The following is a 20,222-nucleotide window of genomic DNA, read 5'->3' as shown; positions in this document are numbered from 1 at the left end:
TAATGATTCCGCTCTACGCTTAATTGATGCCTTTCTCACCAGAGCGCACACTTTACTCAACGTTAAGCAAATCAAAATGATTAGCTGAATCAGGAGGTTAATAATGTTATCTGGGCAAACACCCACCCGGCAATGGAACACCCGACGTAGCGAAAAAGCACGTCGTCTGGCGTCCGTACCGGTGCAGGGCAAGGTACTGCCGACCGGCGATCTTGTCGCCATGCTGGAGAAGCTGATCGCACCGGGCGACAAAGTCGTTCTGGAAGGCAACAACCAGAAGCAGGCAGATTTCCTTTCCCGCTCCCTCGCTGAAGTGAACCCGCAAATTGTCCACGACCTGCATATGATCATGCCGAGCGTCGGCCGCAGCGAGCATCTGGATATCTTCGAGAAAGGCATCGCCCGCAAGCTGGACTTCTCCTTCTCCGGAACGCAAAGCCTTCGTATTTCGCAGCTGCTGGAAGACGGTCAGCTCGAAATCGGTGCGATTCACACCTACATCGAACTTTACTCACGCCTCTACGTCGACCTTTCGCCAAACGTGGCGCTGATTGCCGGTTTTAAAGCCGACCGCAAAGGCAACCTCTACACCGGAGCGAGCACCGAAGATACCCCGGCGCTGGTCGAGGCTGCCGCGTTCCACGACGGGATCGTCATCGCGCAGGTGAACGAGCTGGTGGACGACGAGTGCGACCTGCCGCGCGTGGATATTCCTGGCTCCTGGATCGACTACGTGGTGGTGGCGGACAAACCGTTCTTTATCGAACCGCTGTTTACCCGCGACCCGCGCCTGATTAAACAGGAACACATCCTGATGGCGATGATGGCTATCAAGGGCATCTACGCAGAACACCAGGTGCAGTCCCTGAACCATGGGATCGGCTTTAACACCGCGGCAATTGAGCTGCTGCTGCCTACCTACGGCGAACAGCTCGGCCTGAAAGGCAAAATCTGTAAGCACTGGACGCTGAACCCGCATCCGACGCTGATCCCGGCCATTGAAAGCGGCTGGGTAGAAAGCGTGCACTGCTTCGGCGGCGAGCTGGGGATGGAAGAGTACATCCGCGCCCGTCCGGACGTGTTCTTTACCGGTGCCGACGGCTCCATGCGTTCCAACCGCGCCTTCTGCCAGCTGGCAGGTCAGTACGCGGTGGATATGTTCATCGGCTCTACGCTGCAGGTTGACGGTTACGCCAACTCCTCAACCGTGACGCGCGGTCGTCTTTCCGGCTTCGGCGGTGCGCCAAACATGGGTCATGACCCGCATGGTCGTCGTCACGCTACTCCGGCCTGGCTGAACATGATCACCGAGCCTGACCCGATGCAGCGCGGTAAAAAACTCGTCGTGCAGATGGTGGAAACCTTCCAGGCGGGCGTGAAGCCGACCTTCGTGGAAAAACTCGATGCCGTTGACGTGGCGAAAGCCTCCGGCATGCCGCTGGCACCGGTGATGATTTACGGCGATGACGTGACGCACGTGCTGACGGAAGAGGGGATTGCCTACCTCTACCGGGCGAAAGATCTGGAAGAGCGCCGCGCCATGGTTGCGGCCGTTGCAGGGATCACCGATATCGGCCTGGGCGTGGACGCCAAACGCGTGGCGGAACTGCGCCAGAGCGGCAAAGTGGTCTACCCGGAAGATATGGGGATTCGCCGCACCGACGCCACCCGCTCTCTGCTGGCGGCAGGCAGCGTGTCAGACCTCGTGGAGTGGTCCGGCGGTCTCTACAACCCACCTGCGAAATTCCGGAGCTGGTAATGAAACTTCTGCCCCAGATTCAGGTTGAAGGCGGTGCCGAATGGCTGGCGCGAACCGCCACGCAGTGTCTGATCGACGAAGCACGTTTAAGCCCGAAACCCGGTCTGGTGGACAGTCGGGGGAACGGCGCGCACCACGATTTATCCCTTGCGCTGATGGAGCGCTCCGCGCGCAGCCTGACCCCCACGTTTCAGGCGCTGGCGCAGCAAAGCTGGCAGCGTCCGGCAGACATTGCGCTCAGGCAAACCGTCGGGCGGCTCGGCCGCGAAGGCGAGCAGCAAATGATGGCCGCAACCGGGGGCGTAAACACCCATCGCGGCGCGATTTGGGCGCTGGGATTGCTGGTCAGCGCGGTGTCGATGCTGGGCGGAGATGCCAGGGCGCAAGACGTCGCCAGCACCGCCGCGCAGCTGGCGAAACTCCCGGACGATGCGGCGCCGAAGGTGTTCAGCAAAGGCCTGCGTGCCACGCACCGTTATCGCGTGCCGGGCGCCCGCGAAGAGGCTCAGCAGGCGTTCCCGCACGTTATGCAGCGCGCATTGCCGCAGCTTCGCCTCAGCCGTCTCAACGGCAGCAGTGAAGCGCAGGCCAGGCTCGACGCGCTGATGGCAATCATGACGTCGCTCACCGATACCTGCGTGCTGTCGCGCGCCGGAATGGAGGGGCTGGACGCCATGCAGGAAGGTGCCCGTGCGGTACTGAATGCGGGAGGCTGTGCAACCCTCGCGGGTCAGCAGGCGCTGGCGAACTTAGACCGTCAGATGCTGGCACTTAATGCCTCCCCGGGCGGTGCTGCCGACCTGCTTGCCGCCACGCTGTTTCTTGACCGCGTCGAATCGCCTTACTCAAAGCATTAAGAGGATGTTATGGAAAAAATTACATTGACCGTGCCAGCCAGCCGCGCGTTAAGCGGCAGGGCACTGGCAGGGGTAGTCGGCTCCGGGGATATGGAGGTGCTCTTCACCGCCGAACCGGGCCAGACGTTAACCATTGATATCACCACCTCAGTCGACAACAGCCGTGGTCGCTGGGAGGCGCTATTCAACCGCCTGCAAACCGTCAGCAGCCTGCCGGCAGGAAAGCTGACCATTCATGATTTCGGCGCGACGCCGGGCGTGGCCCGCATTCGTATCGAACAGGTTTTTGAGGGGGTGAGCCATGCGTGATGACAGCAGCTTTATCGAATTAAAAGCGCGCCAGCGCGCGCAGGCCCTGCTCGACGAGGGCAGCTACCGCGAACTGCTGGATCCGTTTGAAGGCATTATCTCTCCGTGGCTTGGGCCGCAGGGTATTGTCCCGCAGGCTGATGACGGCATGGTGGTGGCGAAAGGCACGATCAACGGTCAGCCAGCCGTTGTCGTGGCGATTGAAGGCGCATTTCAGGGCGGCAGCATGGGCGAAGTGTCCGGCGCCAAAATGGCCGCAGCGCTGGAGCTGGCGGCGGAAGATAACCGCAACGGCATTCCGACTCAGGCTGTGCTGTGCCTCGAAACCGGCGGCGTGCGTCTGCAGGAGGCGAACCTCGGCCTGGCCGCGATTGCTGATATCCACGCCGCGATTGTTGACCTGCGTCGCTACACGCCGGTTGTCGGGATTGTGGCCGGAACCGTGGGCTGCTTCGGCGGTATGTCCATCGCCGCCGCGCTGTGCAGCTACCTGATTGTGACCCGCGAAGCGCGTCTCGGCCTGAACGGCCCGCAGGTTATCGAGCAGGAAGCGGGCATTGAAGAGTACGACTCTCGCGACCGTCCGTTTATCTGGAGCATGACCGGCGGCGAAGTGCGCTACCAAAGCGGGCTGGTGGATGCGCTGGTCGGTGACGGTATCAACGCGGTGAAACAGGCGATGAACGAGGCGATAGCCAAAGGCGTTCCGGCGAAACATCGCACCGATAACTATGACGATTACCTGAACCGTCTGACGAATTTCGACACCCGCAAACAGGCCGATGCCGAACAAATTAACGCGCTTTTTGCCCGGGAGGTGAAATGATGACTCACTCAATTAGTCGTGGCGAAATCTGGCTGGACATCCTCGCCCCGAATGCAAAACGTGTGGAAGGGTTATGCCCGTCCGTGCAGGCGGCAGACGGTGAACTTAACGGCGAAGCGGTGCGCTTTGTTGCGGTAGTTCCGGACGCCAATAACCATTTCCCACGCGCGGTGAAAGGTGAAGTCGGTCTGCTGGAAGGCTGGACGCTGGCGAAAGTCGTCAGTGAAACCGTAGCAGCGGATGCCGATAAAGCCGTTAAGCGCCCGATTGTGGCGGTAATTGACGTCCCAAGCCAGGCCTATGGCCGTCGTGAAGAAGCGTTTGGTATTCATCAGGCGCTGGCCGGTGCGGCGGCAGCCTATGCGAACGCGCGCCTGGCCGGACATCCGGTGATTGGCCTGATCGTCGGCAAGGCGATGTCCGGCGCGTTTCTGGCACACGGCTACCAGGCCAACCGCCTGATCGCCTTTAACGACAAAGGTGTGCTGATCCACGCCATGGGTAAAGAGTCCGCCGCACGCATTACGCTGCGTACCGTCGAGGCGCTGGAAAAACTGGCGGCGACCATTCCACCTATGGCGTATGACATCAGCAACTACGCCACGCTGGGGCTGCTCTCCAGCCTGCTGGACATCGGCAACCCGGATGCCCCATCCGATAACGATCTGGTGCAGGTGAAAACCACCCTGCAACAGGCCATCAGTGACGCTCGTCAGGACACCACGTTGAAAAATCGTCTGGGTGCTGACAACCGCCGCAGCTCAGCTCTCGTACGCGAACGTATGCGAGCCAGCTGGTAAGTAAAAAAAAGACCTGCCAGATGCATCCCCCCGTGGGCGCGCCCGCTGCGCCCGCGTGGGAGCCTGCATCCTGAAAAATAATAATCATCGCGCCAGTGCTAAAACTTTTTTTACTACAGGTGATTTATGACTTACGTAATTGTTCATGCTCTTGCACCGATTTTCGTCATCATGCTGCTGGGATTCTGGGCCGGTAAGGCAAAGATGGTCGATAACAAAAACGTTTCCCTGCTCAATATTTTCGTGATGGATTTTGCACTGCCTGCCGCGCTGTTTAGCGCCACCGTGCAAACGCCGTGGACCGGCATTGTGGCTCAGTCACCGCTGATTCTGGTGCTGACTCTGGCGATGTGGATAACCTATGCGGCCATCTACTTCCTCGCCACTCAAGTCTTTAAGAAATCCCCGCAGGATGCGGCCGTGCTGACCCTGACGGTGGCGTTGCCGAACTATGCGGCGCTTGGTCTGCCAATCCTGGGCAGCGTGCTGGGTGAAGGATCTTCCACGTCTCTGTCCGTCGCGGTCTCTATTGCCTGCGGCTCAGTGCTGATGACGCCGTTCTGCCTGCTGATCCTGGAGCGTGAAAAAGCGCGCGCAGAAGGCAATAGTTCCGGCTCAACGCTTTCCATGCTGCCGGTGCTGATGTGGCGTTCCATTAAAAAACCGATCGTGATGGGGCCGCTGCTGGGTGTGATTTTGTCCGCCATCGGCATCAAAATGCCGGAACTGGTACTCGCAGCGATTAAACCGCTGGGGCTCGCCGCGACCGCTGCGGCGCTGTTCCTGACCGGGGTGATCCTCTCTGCCCGTAAGCTGCAGATCAACACCATGGTGATTACCTCGACCATTGCCAAGCTGCTGATTCAGCCAGCGATTGCCTGGGGTATCGTGCTGATCTTCGGTCTGCACGGCTCCGTCGCCATTACCGCCATCCTGATGATTGCGCTTTCTGCGGGCTTCTTCGGTGTGGTGTTCGGTAACCGCTTTGGCGTGCAGTCGCCGGATGCTGAAGCCGTGCTGCTGTTAAGCTCCGTACTGTGTATCCTGTCGCTGCCGCTGTTTATTTCGCTGACTTCAGGAATGTAATCATGACCACAACATTACGCCCACACGACCTAATCTGGCTTACCGCGCGTGACGCGCTGGAAGGGATCGCCGAATCCTGGGTGGATGCCGTCTGGCATACCGGCCTGCCGGTAGTGGTGCGGCGTGATGTTGATAGCGACGGCCGCATCCCCGTTGGCGTGCGCGGCCTGCGTCGCGACCAACGTGCGGCCGGATGGGTGAAGCCCGAAAACGTCCTCCGCGTCGTTTCGCCTGAGGCGCTGAGCGTGACGGCCGATCTGCTGCGCTCGCCGTTCGTGACTCAGCCACCGGTTCAGGTGGCGTTACAGCTTGCTCAGCAGTCGTGGCCGTGGACGTGGGGCATTACCGGCAGCACCGGCTATGCGCTGGCGACCGGCATTCCGGTGATACATGCCGACAGCGATCTTGACCTGCTGATCCGCGCCCCTGAGCCGATTTCGCCTGATGCTTTTACCGCATGGCAGTCGCAGTTGAACCGCGCACTGTGCCGGGCGGATACGCAGGTCGATACGCCCGAAGGGGGCTTCGCGCTGGCGGAGTGGTTACGCGATGGAAAAACGCTGCTGAAAACCTGCCGCGGACCGCGCCTGGTGGCGGATCCGTGGCACAGGGAGGAGTGATGAAAATACTGTTTACCTTTCCGGGGCAGGGCACGCAGCACGAAGGTATGCTGCAAAATCTGCCGGGAACGACGCTGGCTCAGGCGCGCGAGGTGCTGGGTAGCGAAGCCGATATGCTGGACAGTGCAGCCTCATTAACCCACACCCGCGCGGTTCAGCTTTCGCTGTTGATTTCGGGCGTGGCCTGGGCGCGCGAGCTTGAACGACGCGGCGTGTCGCCTGACATCGTGAGCGGTTTATCGATTGGCGCCTATCCCGCAGCGGTCGTGGCAGGCGCGCTGGAATTTACGGACGCGCTTAAGCTGGTGGCGCTGCGTGGCGATCTGATGGAGCAGGCGTATCCGCACGGCTACGGCCTGACGGCGATTATGGGGCTGACCCTGCCGCAGGTGGAGCAGCTTATCGAGGGTACCGGAACGTATATTGCTAATCTGAATGCCGAAACGCAGATCGTGATTGCCGGAAGCGATGACGGGATGGCACAGGTGGCGGCGCGCGCGCTGGCAAAAGGGGCGAGCAAGGCCAAACGGCTGGCGGTGAGCGTGCCGTCGCACTGCGAACTGCTGGCGGCACCGGCACAAAAGCTGGCGGCGGCGTTTGAGTCCGTCACGCTGGCTCGTCCACGCTGTGCGTACCTGAGCGGCAGCACCGGTCGCGTGTTCTGGCAGCCGGAGAAAATCGCTGACGATCTGGCGATGAATATGGCGCGTACGGTGCGCTGGCAGGAGGCGGTGATATCCGCTAACGAACGCGAAGCCCGGCTGGCGATCGAGATGCCGCCCGGCGGCGTACTGACCTGCCTGACACGGCAGGCAGCATGGGAAGGCGAGACGATTTCACTGGAGCGCAGTGGGGTGGACGTGGCGGTGCATCTGGAAAAACGGCTTCGCGCGTGAGTTTCTAGCCCGGTGGCGCTGCGCTTACCGGGCCTACGGGTTCGGTTGTCTCGTTTTGTATCACGCACTTTCCTGCAGGCTGCGCGCATACATCCGCCCTTCGGCCGCCAGCGCGCGCAGGCTCGGGTCCTGCTCGCGGTTGCGGGCAAAGACGATCGCGATAAGCTGCTGCATCTGGTACGGTTCTGCCAGCTTCAGTAGCTGCACCGAATTCTCGTACACCTTCTTCATCCTGCCCGGCATCAGCGTAAAGCCGACGCCCGCCTGAACCAGGCTGAGCATTGAGAAAATGTCGTTCACCCGCGTAACAATCTCTGGTTCGAATCCGGCAATATGGAACGCTTCCTGGAACCCGGCGTAGGTTGCAAACCCTTCAGCAAGCGCGACAAATTTCTGATCTTTATAATCACGAAGATCCGCTGGCCCCCGGGTATTCAGCGTGGCGGAAGCCGGTGCGGCAAGGAATATGTCGTCATGGAACAGCGGCAGAACCTCAAGGCTGTTGCGGTCAATATCGCTTTCGGAGATGGAGATCAGGATGGCGTCCAGCGACCCGTCGTCCAGCATGTGGAGCAAGGTGTCGTTAGAGCCCATCGTCAGGTCCATTTCCAGATCCGGGCGACGCAGCTTCATGCCCATAATCAGACGCGGTACGGTTTCCAGGGTGAGCGAGTAGAGCGTACCGACGCGCAGCCGACCCTGGCCAATGCCGGCAATTTTACGCGCCTCATCCAACCCGCGCTCCATCACCTGCATCACCTCCTGGCAATACTCCAGCAATGTCCATGCGGAAGGCAGCGCAATCAGGTTGCGCCCCTTGTGGGTAAAGAGCGGGCAGCGCACGTTCTCTTCCAGGGTGTGCAGCGCACGGTGCACGCTGACGCCGCTCAGGCCCAGAGTTTCGGCGGTACGCGCGATATTCCCCTTCTCCATAAACGTCATGAAGATGCTGAGCTTGCGGAACGTAATCTCGCTCGTGATATCGAAACTCATAGCCCTCCCGGAGTGTTATTCAGCCTGCAGCATCGCTTCCAGCTGTTCCTGCGCGTCGAGCCATGACATCTCACACTCTTCAAGGCTCGATTTGGTCTTTGCCTGCGTTTGCAGGCAGTCCGTCAGTTCCGCTTTACGGCTCTGGTCATACAGACCGCTATCGCCGAGCTTCTCCTCAACCGCGGCAAGCGTGGCGTTCAGTTTTTCCATCTCTTTTTCGAGACGGGCAATCTCTTTACGCAGCGGCTGCGTCTGGGTGCGCAGTTCGGCTTCGCGGCGCTTCTGGTCTTTACGCGCCTGCGCGCTGTTGGCGTTATCTTTCGCGGACTCTTCCGGCTGGTTTTCCTGCTTCTGCACGTCCGTCAGCCACTGCTGGTAGTCTTCCAGATCGCCGTCGAACGGTTCGACTTTGCCATCGTGAACTAAGTAGAGATCGTCCGTGGTGGAGCGGATCAGGTGACGATCGTGCGAAACCACAACCAGCGCTCCTTCGAACTCGATCAGCGCTTCAGTCAGTGCCTGACGCATATCGAGATCGAGGTGGTTAGTCGGTTCATCGAGCAGCAGCAGGTTCGGGCGCTGCCAGACGATTAACGCCAGCACCAGGCGGGCTTTTTCGCCGCCGGAGAAACGCTCGGTATTTTCCGTCACCTTATCGCCCTGGAAGCCGAAGCCGCCGAGGTAGTCGCGCAGCTTCTGCTCCATCTCCTGCGGTGCAAGACGTGCAAGGTGCTGAATCGGGGATTCATCCGCGCGTAAAAATTCCAGCTGATGCTGGGCGAAGTAGCCTAGCTTGATGCCCTTCGCCAGCCCGATTTCGCCGCTGACCGGGTTAAGCTCGCCCGCCAGCAGTTTGATCAGCGTGGATTTACCGGCACCGTTGCGCCCCAGCAAACCAATACGTGAACCCGGTACCAGGTTGAGCTTGATGGAGTCGAGAATGATGCGATCGGCATAGCCCGCGCTCACTTTCTCCATCTTCAGCAGCGGGTTCGGCAGGCTTTCCGGCGCGCGGAAGCTGAAATGGAACGGGTTATCCACGTGCGCCGGGGCAATCATCTCCATGCGTTCGAGCATCTTGATGCGGCTCTGGGCCTGCTTCGCTTTTGACGCTTTGGCCTTGAAGCGATCCACAAAGCTTTGCAGGTGCGCCACGCGCTGCTGCTGGCTTTCGTACATGGACTGCTGCTGGGCAAGGCGCGTCGCGCGCTGGCGCTCGAAGGAGCTGTAGTTGCCGGTGTACTCGAACATTGTTTGCTGTTCGATATGAATGATTTTATCTACCACCGGGTCGAGGAAGTCACGGTCGTGGGAGATCAGAATCAGAGTGCCCTGATAGCTCTTAAGCCACTTCTCCAGCCAAATAACCGCATCGAGATCGAGGTGGTTGGTCGGTTCATCGAGCAGCAGCAGGTCAGAGCGGCAGATCAGCGCCTGCGCCAGGTTGAGGCGCATACGCCAGCCGCCGGAGAAGTCGCTGACCGGGCGTTCCAGCTGTTCATTGCTGAAGCCCAGGCCGTGCAGCAGGCTGGAGGCGCGAGAGCGAATGGTCCACGCGTCGATGGCGTCCAGCTTGCCGTGAACGGTGGCGATGGCGTGACCGTCGTTGCGCTCGTTAGCGGCGTTGAGTTCCGCCTCGAGCTTACGGTATTCACGATCGCCGTCGATAACATAGTCGAGAGCCGGTTCGCTCAGGGCCGGCGTCTCCTGGTTCACCCATGCGAGCTGCCAGTTCCCCGGAAAGGTAAAGTTACCGCCATCCGCGCTAATCTCGTTTTTCAGCAGCGCCAGCAGCGTGGATTTACCGCAGCCGTTTTTGCCGACCAGCCCCACTTTTTGGCCTGGATTGATGGTAGCAGTGGCGTTATCCAGCAGGACGCGCACGCCGCGACGAATTTGTAACGAGGAGAAAACAATCATAGAAGCGCCGTATGTTCCGACTATGTTAATTTGTCATTATGATAATGTAAGGTGTGCGCCATTTTCCGCACCGGGCCGCCATGGTAGCCCAAAACAACGACGATACACAAAAACAGAAACAAGACCGGGAGGGGAATGATGTCTCAGACAGCAAAAGTGCTGCTGCTGTATGCCCATCCGGAATCTCAGGACTCGGTGGCGAACCGGGTTCTGCTTAAGCCGGCTACACAGCTCAGCAACGTGACGGTGCACGATCTTTACGCGCACTACCCTGATTTCTTTATCGATATCCCTTACGAGCAGGAACTGCTGCGTCAGCATGACGTGATTGTGTTCCAGCATCCGCTTTATACCTACAGCTGTCCGGCGCTGCTCAAAGAGTGGCTGGACCGTGTGCTGAGCCGGGGCTTTTCCAGCGGAGTGGGGGGCAACCAGCTGGCGGGAAAGTACTGGCGCAGCGTGATCACAACCGGTGAGCCAGAAAGCGCTTACCGCCACGACGGGCTGAATCGTTATCCGATGAGCGACATTCTGCGGCCTTTCGAGCTGACGGCGGCAATGTGTCGTATGCACTGGATGAGCCCGATTATTGTCTACTGGGCCCGGCGTCAGGATCCGAAAGAGCTGGCAAGCCACGCCAGAGCCTACGGTGAATGGCTGGCGTCACCGATTCCGGCAGGAGGTCGTTAATGGAAGGATCGAATTTACTCCTCGCCGGGGTGCTGTTTTTATTTGCAGCCGTCGTCGCGGTGCCGCTTGCTGCACGTATTGGAATAGGTGCAGTGCTGGGTTATCTGCTGGCGGGGATCGCGATTGGCCCCTGGGGGCTGGGATTCATCAGCGATGTGGATGAAATTCTCCATTTCTCCGAGCTGGGCGTGGTGTTCCTGATGTTCATCATCGGCCTGGAGCTGAATCCTTCTAAGCTGTGGCAGCTACGACGCTCTATCTTTGGTGTGGGTGCTGCACAGGTGTTGTTCAGCGCCGCTATCCTGGGCGGCCTGTTAATGCTGACGAGTTTCTCCTGGCAGGCGGCGGTGATAGGCGGAATAGGCCTTGCGATGTCGTCGACGGCGATGGCCCTGCAGCTGATGCGCGACAAAGGGATGAATCGCAATGAAGCCGGTCAACTGGGCTTCTCGGTGCTGTTGTTCCAGGATTTAGCGGTGATCCCGGCTCTGGCGCTGGTGCCGCTACTGGCGGGCTCTGGCGACGATCATTTCGACTGGGCGAAAATTGCCATGAAGGTGCTGGCCTTCGCGGGCATGCTGATTGGCGGACGTTTCCTGTTACGCCCCGTGTTCCGTTTTATTGCCGCCTCGGGCGTGCGCGAGGTCTTTACCGCCGCGACGCTGCTGCTGGTGCTGGGATCGGCGTTGTTTATGGACGCGCTGGGGCTGTCGATGGCGCTCGGGACCTTTATCGCCGGGGTGTTGCTGGCGGAGAGCGAATATCGGCACGAGCTGGAAATTGCCATCGATCCCTTCAAAGGGCTGCTGTTAGGTCTGTTCTTTATTTCGGTGGGGATGGCGCTCAATCTCGGCGTGCTCTATACCCATCTGCTGTGGGTTGTGATGAGCGTTGCCATCCTCGTGGCGGTGAAAACGCTGGTGCTGTACGTCATGGCGCGTATTTACGGCTTGCGCAGTTCAGAACGTATGCAGTTTGCCAGCGTGCTAAGCCAGGGTGGCGAGTTCGCGTTTGTGCTGTTCTCCACCGCCTCCTCCCAGAAGCTGTTTAAAGACGATCAGATGGCGCTTCTGCTGGTGACAGTTACGCTGTCGATGATGACCACACCACTTCTGATGAGGCTGGTGGATAAACTTCTGTCGCGCCGCTTAAACCCGACTGACGATGAAGATGAAGCGCCGTGGGTGGAAGACGATAAGCCGCAGGTGATTGTGGTGGGCTTTGGCCGCTTCGGGCAGGTTATCGGGCGTTTGCTGATGGCGAACAAAATGCGCATCACGGTGCTGGAACGCGATATCAGCGCGGTCAATCTGATGCGTAAATATGGCTATAAGGTTTATTACGGCGACGCGACCCAGCTCGAGCTATTGCGCTCGGCGGGTGCAGAGGCAGCAGAGTCCATCGTGATTACCTGCAACGATCCGGAAGACACGATGAAGCTGGTGGAGCTGTGTCAGCAGCATTTTCCGCATCTGCATATTCTGGCGCGTGCGCGTGGACGTGTTGAAGCTCACGAACTGTTACAGGCGGGTGTGAAACACTTCTCCCGTGAGACATTTTCCAGTGCGCTGGAGCTGGGCCGCAAGGCTTTGATCTCGTTGGGGATGCATCCTCATCAGGCGCAGCGCGCCCAGATGCATTTCCGCCGGCTGGATATGCAAATGTTGCGCGAGCTGATGCCGGTACATACTGATACTGAGCAGATCTCCCGCGTGCGGGAAGCGCGTCGCGAACTGGAGGAAATCTTCCAGCGAGAGATGCAACAGGAACGACGCCAGCTTGATGGCTGGGATGAATTTGAATAAAGGGTAACGAAAGATGGCTGTACGTAAACGCTTTATTGCGGGTGCAAAATGCCCGACCTGCCAGGCGCAAGATACCCTGGCGATGTGGCGGGAAAATAATATTGATGTTGTTGAGTGTGTTAAGTGCGGTCACCAGATGCGCGAAGCCGATAAAGAGGCCCGCGATCATGTACGCAAAGAAGAGCAAGTTATCGGGATTTTTCATCCGGACTAGCGATATGCCCTGAGTTTTTTTAAGCTAAAGGGTACACGGGTGCAGATTTCCGCTACAATCTGCGCCAGCAATTTTCCCACGCTCAGGAGATATCATGAAAGTAGCAAAAGACCTGGTGGTCAGCCTGGCCTATCAGGTACGTACAGAAGACGGTGTGTTGGTTGATGAGTCTCCGGTGAGTGCGCCGCTTGACTACCTGCATGGTCACGGTTCCCTGATTTCTGGCCTGGAAAACGCGCTGGAAGGTCATGAAGTTGGCGACAAATTTGACGTTGCTGTAGGCGCGAACGACGCTTACGGTCAGTATGACGACAACCTGGTTCAGCGCGTTCCTAAAGACGTGTTCATGGGCGTTGACGAACTGCAGGTTGGCATGCGCTTCCTGGCTGAAACTGACCAGGGTCCGGTTCCTGTGGAAATCACCGAAGTGGAAGATGACCACGTCGTGGTTGACGGCAACCACATGCTGGCTGGCCAGAACCTGAAGTTCAACGTAGAAGTTGTTGCGATTCGTGAAGCAACCGAAGAAGAGCTGGCTCATGGCCACGTTCACGGTGCAAACGGCCACGACCATGACCACGATCACGGCCATGACGGCTGCTGCGGTGGTCACGGCCACGATCACGACCATGGTCACGACCACGGTAAAGGTGGTTGCGGTAACGGCGGCTGCGGTTGCCACTAATTCCGTCATGCGGAAAATAAAAAAGCGGGATGATCCCGCTTTTTTTACGCCTCAATAATGAGGTGGGGGTGTCTCTTCAGATTGAGAGGCGATATGCGATGCCTGTGTGGCCTTCACTTTTTCAGTGAGCAGACGCAGCAGATCCCGCAGTTTTGCCATTTCTAGCTCGTGGGCGGTCACCGTTTGGTTAAGCTCTTCGATGGTGATGTCCTGAAAAGCCAGGCGGCTTTCAAGCTCGGCCAGTCTCTCTTCTATCATCGTGTCCTTCATGATTCACCTCGTCTGTTTCTGATTCGCCATAATGGGTCAGCGGCGGCGAAGTTTAACCGAGTTTATCCCTAAGTACAGTATTCATCCCTGAAGCAAGAAACTTATTTAAACAAAAATAGTCTGAAAAGTGGCGAGAATCGGGGGAGTCTGTCTGTAGATTTCTTCCGCAACGATTTATAGTACGTAACTCATTTACGTTTAATGCTGGGGTGAGAGTCCCCAGGCCCTGGAGATATGGATGAAATCACTGTTTAAAGTAACGCTGCTGGCGACGACGATGGCTGTTGCGCTGAACGCGCCGCTGTCATTCGCTGCTGATACTGCTGCGAAGCCTGCTGCCACTGCAGACAGCAAAGCGGCGTTCAAAAATGACGACCAGAAATCCGCCTACGCACTCGGCGCATCTCTGGGTCGTTACATGGAAAACTCTCTGAAAGAACAAGAGAAACTGGGCATCAAACTGGACAAAGCTCAGCTGATCGCGGGTGTTCAGGACGCATTTGCAGATAAGAGCAAGCTGTCTGACCAGGAAATCGAACAGACTCTGCAGGCGTTTGAAGCGCGTGTGAAGGGTGCCGCTCAGACTAAGATGGATGCGGACGCTAAAGACAACGAAGCGAAAGGCAAAGCCTACCGCGATACCTTTGCTAAAGAGAAGGGTGTGAAAACCTCTTCTACTGGCCTGGTGTACAAAGTTGAGAAAGAAGGCACCGGCGATGCGCCTAAAGACAGCGATACCGTTGTTGTGAACTACAAAGGTACGCTGATCGACGGTAAAGAGTTCGATAACTCTTACACCCGTGGTGAGCCGCTCTCTTTCCGTCTTGATGGTGTGATCCCTGGCTGGACTGAAGGCCTGAAAAACATCAAGAAAGGTGGCAAGATCAAGCTGGTTATTCCACCAGACCTGGCGTATGGCAAAACCGGCGTTCCGGGTATCCCTGCCAACTCTACGCTGGTCTTTGACGTAGAGCTGCTGGATATCAAACCAGCACCGAAAGCGGATGCAAAGGCAGACGCGCCGGCTGAAGAAAAAGCAGCGACAGACGCTAAGAAGTAATGTGATAAAAACCGCCGCCTTTAAGGCGGCGGTTTTTTTATTATGGGGCAGATATAATTAACACTGGAAAGCGCTATACACGCTGTATTAATTTAGTTGTCCGTGTAGATAATGAGCCTGCCCTGAAAACCTAACGACAGGCTCCTGAAAAGGAGTGTTTTTTTCATGTCCAGGTCGCTTTTAACCAACGAAACCAGTGAACTTGATTTGCTGGATCAACGTCCTTTTGATCAGACCGACTTCGATATTCTGAAATCCTATGAAGCGGTGGTGGACGGGTTAGCGATGCTCATTGGCTCCCACTGCGAAATCGTATTGCACTCCCTGCAAGATCTGAAGTGTTCCGCCATCCGCATTGCTAATGGTGAGCATACTGGCCGTAAAATTGGTTCGCCAATCACCGACCTTGCATTGCGTATGTTGCATGACATGACCGGCGCGGACAGCAGCGTCTCCAAATGCTATTTCACCCGCGCCAAAAGCGGCGTGCTGATGAAATCAGAAACCATCGCGATTCGAAACCGCGAGCATCGTGTGATTGGACTGTTGTGCATCAACATGAACCTTGATGTGCCATTCTCGCAAATCATGAGCACTTTTATTCCACCAGAAACGCCGGATGTTGGCTCTTCTGTTAACTTTGCCTCCTCCGTTGAAGATCTGGTGACGCAGACGCTTGAGTTTACGATTGAAGAGGTGAATGCCGATCGCAACGTCTCGAACAACGCCAAGAATCGCCAGATTGTGCTTAATCTCTACGAGAAAGGTATTTTTGATATTAAAGACGCCATCAACCAGGTGGCCGATCGTCTGAACATCTCCAAGCACACGGTCTACCTCTACATCCGTCAGTTCAAAAGCGGTGATTTCCTGGGGCAAGACAAGTAATGCGTTTTGCGTTAATGGTGACAGGCCCGGCGTACGGTACTCAGCAGGCCAGCAGCGCGCTGCAGTTTGCATATGCGTTACTGGCGGCCGGACATGAGCTGGTGAGCGTCTTCTTCTATCGGGAAGGGGTGTATAACGCGAACCAGTTTACGTCACCGGCGAGCGATGAGTTTGATCTGGTGCGCGCCTGGCAGGCATTAAACGAAAAGCAGGGCGTAGAACTGCATATCTGCGTCGCGGCGGCACTTCGCCGCGGCGTGACCGATGCAACCGAAGCCGCTCGTCTTGGCTTATCGGGTTCTAACCTGCAGCCTGGTTTTTCGTTGAGTGGCCTGGGGGCACTGGCACAGGCGGCGTTAACCTGCGACAGAGTGGTGCAATTCTGATGAAGCGTGTCGCGTTTGTTTTTTCCTCAGCGCCGCACGGTACTGCGTCCGGCAGAGAAGGGCTGGATGCGCTGCTCGCGACATCAGCGCTGACCGAAGATATCGGCGTCTTCTTTTTGGGGGACGGTGTATTTCAGCTTCTGGCGGGGCAACAGCCTCAGGCCATCCTGGCGCGGGATTACATCGCAACCTTCAAAGTGTTACCGCTTTACGACATCGAAACATGCTATGTCTGTGCCGACTCCCTGGCCGCGCGCGGTTTAAACGAGGCAACGCCTTTCGTGCTGGATGTGACAATGCTGTCTTCTGCGGCACTGCGCGAACACCTTTCCCACTACGACACCGTTCTGACTTTCTGAGGCTGCTATGCTCCATACTCTGAGCCATTCACCGTGGCAATGTGATATCGACGCGTTACTGAGTATGCTGCGCGAAGGTGATGACCTCCTGCTGATTCAGGATGGTGTGCTTGCCGCACTTGAAGGCAGTCGTTTTGTTGAAATCCTCTGCAATGCCCCCATAACAGTCTCTGCGCTGAAGGACGATCTTGATGCGCGGGGTCTTTCTGGTCAAATTTCAGCCAAAATTGACGTGGTTGGCTATAATGATTTCGTCAATCTTACTGTGACGCACGCCAGTCAAATGAACTGGTGATCTGAGATCGCTGTATATTTCTTGACACCTTTTCGACGTAGCCCTAAAATTTCGCGTCCTCATATTGTATGAGGTCGTTTTATTACGTGTTTACGAAGCAAAAGCTAAAACCAGGAGCTATTTAATGGCAACAGTTAACCAGCTGGTACGCAAACCACGCGCACGCAAAGTTGCAAAGAGCAACGTGCCTGCGCTGGAAGCCTGCCCGCAGAAACGTGGTGTATGTACCCGTGTATATACCACCACTCCTAAAAAACCAAACTCCGCACTGCGTAAAGTATGCCGTGTGCGTTTGACTAACGGTTTCGAAGTGACTTCCTACATCGGTGGTGAAGGTCACAACCTGCAGGAACACTCCGTGATCCTGATCCGTGGCGGTCGTGTTAAAGACCTTCCGGGTGTTCGTTACCACACCGTTCGTGGTGCGCTCGACTGCTCAGGTGTTAAAGACCGTAAGCAGGCTCGCTCCAAGTACGGCGTGAAGCGTCCTAAGGCTTAATGGTTCTCCGTTAAGTAAGGCCAAACTGATTTATCTTAATGTCAAACTAAACTCTTTGAGTTTTGGACAATCCTGAATTAACAACGGAGTATTCCCATGCCACGTCGTCGCGTCATTGGTCAGCGTAAAATTCTTCCAGATCCGAAATTCGGATCAGAACTGCTGGCAAAATTTGTAAATATCCTGATGGTAGATGGTAAAAAATCTACTGCAGAAGCAATCGTATACAGCGCGCTTGAGACCCTGGCTCAGCGTTCTGGTAAAAATGAACTGGAAGCTTTCGAAGTCGCTCTCGACAACGTTCGCCCAACTGTAGAAGTTAAGTCCCGCCGCGTTGGTGGTTCTACTTATCAGGTTCCAGTTGAAGTTCGTCCGGTTCGTCGTAATGCTCTGGCAATGCGTTGGATCGTTGAAGCTGCTCGTAAACGCGGTGATAAATCCATGGCTCTGCGTCTGGCGAACGAACTTTCTGATGCTGCAGACAACAAAGGTACTGCAGTTAAGAAACGTGAAGACGTTCACCGTATGGCAGAAGCCAACAAGGCGTTCGCACACTACCGTTGGTAATCCCTTCGGAGTATTAGTCACCAGGCGGGCGCTTCAGAGAAGCCGCCCGCTCTGGGTAACTTAACTGAACGCCTAAAGATATAAACGAGGAATCAAATGGCTCGTACAACACCCATCGCACGCTACCGTAACATCGGTATCAGTGCGCACATCGACGCCGGTAAAACCACTACTACCGAACGTATTCTGTTCTACACCGGTGTAAACCACAAAATCGGTGAAGTTCATGACGGCGCAGCCACCATGGACTGGATGGAACAGGAGCAGGAGCGTGGTATCACTATCACCTCCGCAGCGACTACTGCATTCTGGTCAGGTATGGCTAAGCAGTACGAACCGCATCGCGTAAACATCATCGACACCCCGGGCCACGTTGACTTCACCATCGAAGTAGAACGTTCCATGCGTGTTCTTGACGGCGCGGTAATGGTTTATTGCGCAGTTGGTGGTGTTCAGCCACAGTCTGAGACCGTATGGCGTCAGGCGAACAAATATAAAGTTCCACGCATCGCGTTCGTTAACAAAATGGACCGTATGGGTGCTAACTTCCTGAAAGTTGTTGGTCAGATCAAATCCCGTCTGGGCGCGAACCCTGTTCCGCTGCAGCTGGCAATTGGTGCTGAAGAAGGTTTCACCGGTGTTATCGACTTGGTGAAAATGAAAGCCATCAACTGGAACGATGCAGACCAGGGCGTTACCTTCGAATACGAAGATATCCCGGCTGAAATGCAGGACCTGGCTGACGAATGGCACCAGAACCTGATCGAATCCGCTGCTGAAGCTTCTGAAGAGCTGATGGAGAAATACCTGGGTGGTGAAGAACTGACTGAAGAAGAGATCAAAAAAGCTCTGCGTCAGCGCGTTCTGAACAACGAAATCATCCTGGTAACCTGTGGTTCTGCGTTCAAGAACAAAGGTGTTCAGGCGATGCTGGATGCGGTAGTTGACTACCTGCCATCCCCGGTTGACGTTCCTGCGATCAACGGCATCCTGGACGACGGTAAAGATACGCCGGCTGAGCGTCACGCAAGCGACGAAGAGCCGTTCTCTGCACTGGCGTTCAAAATTGCTACCGACCCATTCGTGGGTAACCTGACCTTCTTCCGCGTTTACTCTGGTGTGGTTAACTCCGGTGACACCATCCTGAACTCCGTGAAAACGGCGCGTGAACGTTTTGGCCGTATCGTACAGATGCACGCTAACAAACGTGAAGAGATCAAAGAAGTTCGTGCGGGCGACATCGCTGCAGCTATCGGTCTGAAAGACGTGACCACTGGTGACACCCTGTGTGACCCGGATCACCCGATCATTCTGGAGCGTATGGAATTCCCTGAGCCGGTAATCTCCATCGCAGTTGAACCAAAAACCAAAGCTGACCAGGAAAAAATGGGTCTGGCTCTGGGCCGTCTGGCGAAAGAAGACCCATCATTCCGCGTATGGACTGATGAAGAATCTAACCAGACCATCATCGCTGGTATGGGTGAACTGCACCTGGACATCATCGTTGACCGTATGAAGCGTGAATTCAACGTTGAAGCGAACGTGGGTAAACCTCAGGTTGCTTACCGCGAAGCGATTCGTGCGAAAGTTACCGATGTTGAAGGTAAACACGCTAAGCAGTCTGGTGGTCGCGGTCAGTACGGTCACGTTGTGATCGACATGTACCCACTGGAGCCGGGCTCTAACCCTAAAGGTTACGAGTTCATCAACGACATCAAAGGTGGTGTAATTCCTGGCGAATACATCCCAGCCGTTGATAAAGGCATTCAGGAACAGCTGAAAGCGGGCCCTCTGGCTGGCTATCCGGTTGTTGACATGGGTGTTCGTCTGCACTTCGGTTCTTACCACGACGTTGACTCCTCTGAACTGGCGTTTAAACTGGCTGCGTCTATTGCCTTTAAAGAAGGCTTTAAGAAAGCAAAACCAGTTCTGCTTGAGCCAATCATGAAGGTTGAAGTAGAAACTCCTGAAGAGAACACCGGTGACGTTATCGGTGACTTGAGCCGTCGTCGCGGTATGCTGCGTGGTCAGGAATCCGAAGTAACTGGCGTTAAGATCCACGCTGAAGTTCCGCTGTCTGAAATGTTCGGATATGCAACTCAGCTGCGTTCTCTGACCAAAGGTCGTGCATCATACACCATGGAATTCCTGAAGTATGATGATGCGCCTAACAACGTTGCTCAGGCCGTTATTGAAGCCCGTGGTAAGTAATCCACAGGATTAAAACCTAAGTCCCGTGCTCTCTCCAGAGGGGAGAGCACTATAGTAAGGAATATAGCCGTGTCTAAAGAAAAATTTGAACGTACAAAACCGCACGTCAACGTTGGTACTATCGGCCACGTTGACCATGGTAAAACTACCCTGACCGCTGCAATCACTACCGTTCTGGCAAAAACCTACGGTGGTTCTGCTCGTGCATTCGACCAGATCGATAACGC

24 protein-coding genes are annotated in these 20,222 nt (G+C 56.3%); 21 read left to right on the top strand and 3 right to left on the bottom strand.

The features are described from left to right. Positions 1 to 103 precede the first annotated feature (103 nt). The 8 genes from mdcA to mdcH all read left to right on the top strand — a co-directional run bounded on the left by mdcA (position 104) and on the right by mdcH (position 7,153). A complete protein-coding gene (mdcA, locus tag E3U32_RS06330; protein WP_010436323.1) occupies positions 104 to 1,759 on the top strand; it encodes a malonate decarboxylase subunit alpha in 1,656 nt (551 codons plus the stop codon). After that, positions 1,759 to 2,616: a triphosphoribosyl-dephospho-CoA synthase gene (locus tag E3U32_RS06325; protein ID WP_134348094.1), complete on the top strand. Its 858-nt coding sequence runs from the start codon at positions 1,759 to 1,761 to the stop codon at positions 2,614 to 2,616. The genes mdcA and E3U32_RS06325 overlap by 1 nt, the downstream gene beginning before the upstream one ends. A gap of 9 nt (positions 2,617 to 2,625) precedes the next feature. Next, a complete protein-coding gene (mdcC, locus tag E3U32_RS06320) occupies positions 2,626 to 2,925 on the top strand; it encodes a malonate decarboxylase acyl carrier protein (protein WP_014885504.1) in 300 nt (99 codons plus the stop codon). Next, positions 2,918 to 3,751 (top strand): biotin-independent malonate decarboxylase subunit beta, encoded by an 834-nt coding sequence (locus E3U32_RS06315; RefSeq protein WP_134348093.1) that lies wholly within the window; start codon positions 2,918 to 2,920, stop codon positions 3,749 to 3,751. The genes mdcC and E3U32_RS06315 overlap by 8 nt, the downstream gene beginning before the upstream one ends. Further along, positions 3,751 to 4,551: a biotin-independent malonate decarboxylase subunit gamma gene (mdcE, locus tag E3U32_RS06310; protein WP_134348211.1), complete on the top strand. Its 801-nt coding sequence runs from the start codon at positions 3,751 to 3,753 to the stop codon at positions 4,549 to 4,551. The genes E3U32_RS06315 and mdcE overlap by 1 nt, the downstream gene beginning before the upstream one ends. Positions 4,552 to 4,677: 126 nt before the next feature. Further along, a complete protein-coding gene (locus E3U32_RS06305) occupies positions 4,678 to 5,637 on the top strand; it encodes an AEC family transporter (protein ID WP_134348092.1) in 960 nt (319 codons plus the stop codon). Positions 5,638 to 5,639: 2 nt separating this feature from the next. Next, a complete protein-coding gene (locus tag E3U32_RS06300) occupies positions 5,640 to 6,257 on the top strand; it encodes a malonate decarboxylase holo-ACP synthase (protein WP_134348091.1) in 618 nt (205 codons plus the stop codon). After that, the gene (gene mdcH, locus E3U32_RS06295) at positions 6,257 to 7,153 is read left to right on the top strand and encodes a malonate decarboxylase subunit epsilon (RefSeq protein ID WP_134348090.1); all 897 of its coding nucleotides are present in this window, start codon (positions 6,257 to 6,259) and stop codon (positions 7,151 to 7,153) included. The genes E3U32_RS06300 and mdcH overlap by 1 nt, the downstream gene beginning before the upstream one ends. A gap of 60 nt (positions 7,154 to 7,213) precedes the next feature. On the opposite strand, the gene E3U32_RS06290 is transcribed toward mdcH, so the two are convergent. Both E3U32_RS06290 and E3U32_RS06285 read right to left on the bottom strand, forming a co-directional pair. Then, the gene (locus E3U32_RS06290) at positions 7,214 to 8,146 is read right to left on the bottom strand and encodes a LysR family transcriptional regulator (RefSeq protein ID WP_134348089.1); all 933 of its coding nucleotides are present in this window, start codon (positions 8,144 to 8,146) and stop codon (positions 7,214 to 7,216) included. Between the two features lie 15 nt (positions 8,147 to 8,161). Continuing rightward, positions 8,162 to 10,066 carry an ABC transporter ATP-binding protein gene (locus tag E3U32_RS06285; protein ID WP_134348088.1) on the bottom strand — a complete coding sequence of 635 codons (1,905 nt, stop codon included), beginning with the start codon at positions 10,064 to 10,066 and terminating at the stop codon, positions 8,162 to 8,164. A gap of 138 nt (positions 10,067 to 10,204) precedes the next feature. Between E3U32_RS06285 and kefG the strand changes: the two genes are divergently transcribed. The 4 genes from kefG (at position 10,205) to slyD (ending at position 13,460) form a co-directional block, all read left to right on the top strand. Continuing rightward, the gene (gene kefG / locus E3U32_RS06280; protein ID WP_014885493.1) at positions 10,205 to 10,756 is read left to right on the top strand and encodes a glutathione-regulated potassium-efflux system ancillary protein KefG; all 552 of its coding nucleotides are present in this window, start codon (positions 10,205 to 10,207) and stop codon (positions 10,754 to 10,756) included. Beyond that, the gene (gene kefB, locus E3U32_RS06275) at positions 10,756 to 12,561 is read left to right on the top strand and encodes a glutathione-regulated potassium-efflux system protein KefB (protein ID WP_134348087.1); all 1,806 of its coding nucleotides are present in this window, start codon (positions 10,756 to 10,758) and stop codon (positions 12,559 to 12,561) included. The genes kefG and kefB overlap by 1 nt, the downstream gene beginning before the upstream one ends. A gap of 13 nt (positions 12,562 to 12,574) precedes the next feature. Then, positions 12,575 to 12,775: a YheV family putative zinc ribbon protein gene (locus E3U32_RS06270; protein WP_010436300.1), complete on the top strand. Its 201-nt coding sequence runs from the start codon at positions 12,575 to 12,577 to the stop codon at positions 12,773 to 12,775. A 94-nt stretch (positions 12,776 to 12,869) separates the two neighbouring features. Continuing rightward, positions 12,870 to 13,460 carry a peptidylprolyl isomerase gene (slyD, locus tag E3U32_RS06265; RefSeq protein ID WP_134348086.1) on the top strand — a complete coding sequence of 197 codons (591 nt, stop codon included), beginning with the start codon at positions 12,870 to 12,872 and terminating at the stop codon, positions 13,458 to 13,460. A gap of 51 nt (positions 13,461 to 13,511) precedes the next feature. Here slyD and E3U32_RS06260 read toward each other — a convergent pair whose 3' ends face one another. Beyond that, positions 13,512 to 13,730, bottom strand: coding sequence for a protein SlyX (locus tag E3U32_RS06260; RefSeq protein WP_047345774.1), 219 nt, complete (start codon positions 13,728 to 13,730; stop codon positions 13,512 to 13,514). Positions 13,731 to 13,968: 238 nt separating this feature from the next. Here E3U32_RS06260 and fkpA point away from each other — a divergent pair, with 238 nt between their 5' ends. The 9 genes from fkpA to E3U32_RS06215 form a co-directional block, all read left to right on the top strand. After that, the gene (gene fkpA, locus E3U32_RS06255; RefSeq protein WP_134348085.1) at positions 13,969 to 14,790 is read left to right on the top strand and encodes an FKBP-type peptidyl-prolyl cis-trans isomerase; all 822 of its coding nucleotides are present in this window, start codon (positions 13,969 to 13,971) and stop codon (positions 14,788 to 14,790) included. A gap of 165 nt (positions 14,791 to 14,955) precedes the next feature. Next, entirely contained in the window at positions 14,956 to 15,678 is a 723-nt protein-coding gene (locus E3U32_RS06250; protein WP_003861697.1) for a helix-turn-helix transcriptional regulator, read from the top strand. Next, positions 15,678 to 16,064: a sulfurtransferase complex subunit TusD gene (gene tusD, locus E3U32_RS06245; protein ID WP_134348084.1), complete on the top strand. Its 387-nt coding sequence runs from the start codon at positions 15,678 to 15,680 to the stop codon at positions 16,062 to 16,064. Before E3U32_RS06250 ends, tusD begins: the two co-directional genes overlap by 1 nt. Further along, on the top strand, positions 16,064 to 16,423 hold the full coding sequence (tusC, locus tag E3U32_RS06240) for a sulfurtransferase complex subunit TusC (RefSeq protein WP_134348083.1): 360 nt from the start codon (positions 16,064 to 16,066) through the stop codon (positions 16,421 to 16,423). Before tusD ends, tusC begins: the two co-directional genes overlap by 1 nt. Before the next feature lie 7 nt (positions 16,424 to 16,430). After that, positions 16,431 to 16,718: a sulfurtransferase complex subunit TusB gene (tusB, locus tag E3U32_RS06235; protein WP_134348082.1), complete on the top strand. Its 288-nt coding sequence runs from the start codon at positions 16,431 to 16,433 to the stop codon at positions 16,716 to 16,718. 124 nt (positions 16,719 to 16,842) lie between these two features. After that, positions 16,843 to 17,217 carry a 30S ribosomal protein S12 gene (gene rpsL, locus E3U32_RS06230; RefSeq protein ID WP_000246815.1) on the top strand — a complete coding sequence of 125 codons (375 nt, stop codon included), beginning with the start codon at positions 16,843 to 16,845 and terminating at the stop codon, positions 17,215 to 17,217. Between the two features lie 96 nt (positions 17,218 to 17,313). Continuing rightward, on the top strand, positions 17,314 to 17,784 hold the full coding sequence (rpsG, locus tag E3U32_RS06225; RefSeq protein WP_004106370.1) for a 30S ribosomal protein S7: 471 nt from the start codon (positions 17,314 to 17,316) through the stop codon (positions 17,782 to 17,784). Positions 17,785 to 17,880: 96 nt separating this feature from the next. Then, a complete protein-coding gene (fusA, locus tag E3U32_RS06220) occupies positions 17,881 to 19,995 on the top strand; it encodes an elongation factor G (protein ID WP_063144212.1) in 2,115 nt (704 codons plus the stop codon). Positions 19,996 to 20,064: 69 nt separating this feature from the next. Further along, the coding region (locus tag E3U32_RS06215) for a GTP-binding protein (protein WP_227507214.1) at positions 20,065 to 20,222 on the top strand (158 nt) is incomplete at its 3' end.

It is taken from the genome of Lelliottia nimipressuralis (assembly GCF_004402045.1).
GTDB classification, from domain to species: Bacteria; Pseudomonadota; Gammaproteobacteria; order Enterobacterales; family Enterobacteriaceae; genus Enterobacter; species Enterobacter chinensis.
The sequence above is the reverse complement of the archived record's forward strand: the minus strand, read 5'-3'. Positions and strand labels throughout refer to the sequence as shown.

Excerpts from the sequence above, each read along its gene's own strand:
- mdcA (WP_010436323.1), top strand. The coding sequence starts at position 104 with ATGTTATCTGGGCAAACACCCACCCGGCAATGGAACACCCGACGTAGC.
- E3U32_RS06325 (WP_134348094.1), top strand. The coding sequence starts at position 1,759 with ATGAAACTTCTGCCCCAGATTCAGGTTGAAGGCGGTGCCGAATGGCTG.
- mdcC (WP_014885504.1), top strand. The coding sequence starts at position 2,626 with ATGGAAAAAATTACATTGACCGTGCCAGCCAGCCGCGCGTTAAGCGGC.
- E3U32_RS06315 (WP_134348093.1), top strand. The coding sequence starts at position 2,918 with ATGCGTGATGACAGCAGCTTTATCGAATTAAAAGCGCGCCAGCGCGCG.
- mdcE (WP_134348211.1), top strand. The coding sequence starts at position 3,751 with ATGACTCACTCAATTAGTCGTGGCGAAATCTGGCTGGACATCCTCGCC.
- E3U32_RS06305 (WP_134348092.1), top strand. The coding sequence starts at position 4,678 with ATGACTTACGTAATTGTTCATGCTCTTGCACCGATTTTCGTCATCATG.
- E3U32_RS06300 (WP_134348091.1), top strand. The coding sequence starts at position 5,640 with ATGACCACAACATTACGCCCACACGACCTAATCTGGCTTACCGCGCGT.
- mdcH (WP_134348090.1), top strand. The coding sequence starts at position 6,257 with ATGAAAATACTGTTTACCTTTCCGGGGCAGGGCACGCAGCACGAAGGT.
- E3U32_RS06290 (WP_134348089.1), bottom strand. The coding sequence starts at position 8,146 with ATGAGTTTCGATATCACGAGCGAGATTACGTTCCGCAAGCTCAGCATC.
- E3U32_RS06285 (WP_134348088.1), bottom strand. The coding sequence starts at position 10,066 with ATGATTGTTTTCTCCTCGTTACAAATTCGTCGCGGCGTGCGCGTCCTG.
- kefG (WP_014885493.1), top strand. The coding sequence starts at position 10,205 with ATGTCTCAGACAGCAAAAGTGCTGCTGCTGTATGCCCATCCGGAATCT.
- kefB (WP_134348087.1), top strand. The coding sequence starts at position 10,756 with ATGGAAGGATCGAATTTACTCCTCGCCGGGGTGCTGTTTTTATTTGCA.
- E3U32_RS06270 (WP_010436300.1), top strand. The coding sequence starts at position 12,575 with ATGGCTGTACGTAAACGCTTTATTGCGGGTGCAAAATGCCCGACCTGC.
- slyD (WP_134348086.1), top strand. The coding sequence starts at position 12,870 with ATGAAAGTAGCAAAAGACCTGGTGGTCAGCCTGGCCTATCAGGTACGT.
- E3U32_RS06260 (WP_047345774.1), bottom strand. The coding sequence starts at position 13,730 with ATGAAGGACACGATGATAGAAGAGAGACTGGCCGAGCTTGAAAGCCGC.
- fkpA (WP_134348085.1), top strand. The coding sequence starts at position 13,969 with ATGAAATCACTGTTTAAAGTAACGCTGCTGGCGACGACGATGGCTGTT.
- E3U32_RS06250 (WP_003861697.1), top strand. The coding sequence starts at position 14,956 with ATGTCCAGGTCGCTTTTAACCAACGAAACCAGTGAACTTGATTTGCTG.
- tusD (WP_134348084.1), top strand. The coding sequence starts at position 15,678 with ATGCGTTTTGCGTTAATGGTGACAGGCCCGGCGTACGGTACTCAGCAG.
- tusC (WP_134348083.1), top strand. The coding sequence starts at position 16,064 with ATGAAGCGTGTCGCGTTTGTTTTTTCCTCAGCGCCGCACGGTACTGCG.
- tusB (WP_134348082.1), top strand. The coding sequence starts at position 16,431 with ATGCTCCATACTCTGAGCCATTCACCGTGGCAATGTGATATCGACGCG.
- rpsL (WP_000246815.1), top strand. The coding sequence starts at position 16,843 with ATGGCAACAGTTAACCAGCTGGTACGCAAACCACGCGCACGCAAAGTT.
- rpsG (WP_004106370.1), top strand. The coding sequence starts at position 17,314 with ATGCCACGTCGTCGCGTCATTGGTCAGCGTAAAATTCTTCCAGATCCG.
- fusA (WP_063144212.1), top strand. The coding sequence starts at position 17,881 with ATGGCTCGTACAACACCCATCGCACGCTACCGTAACATCGGTATCAGT.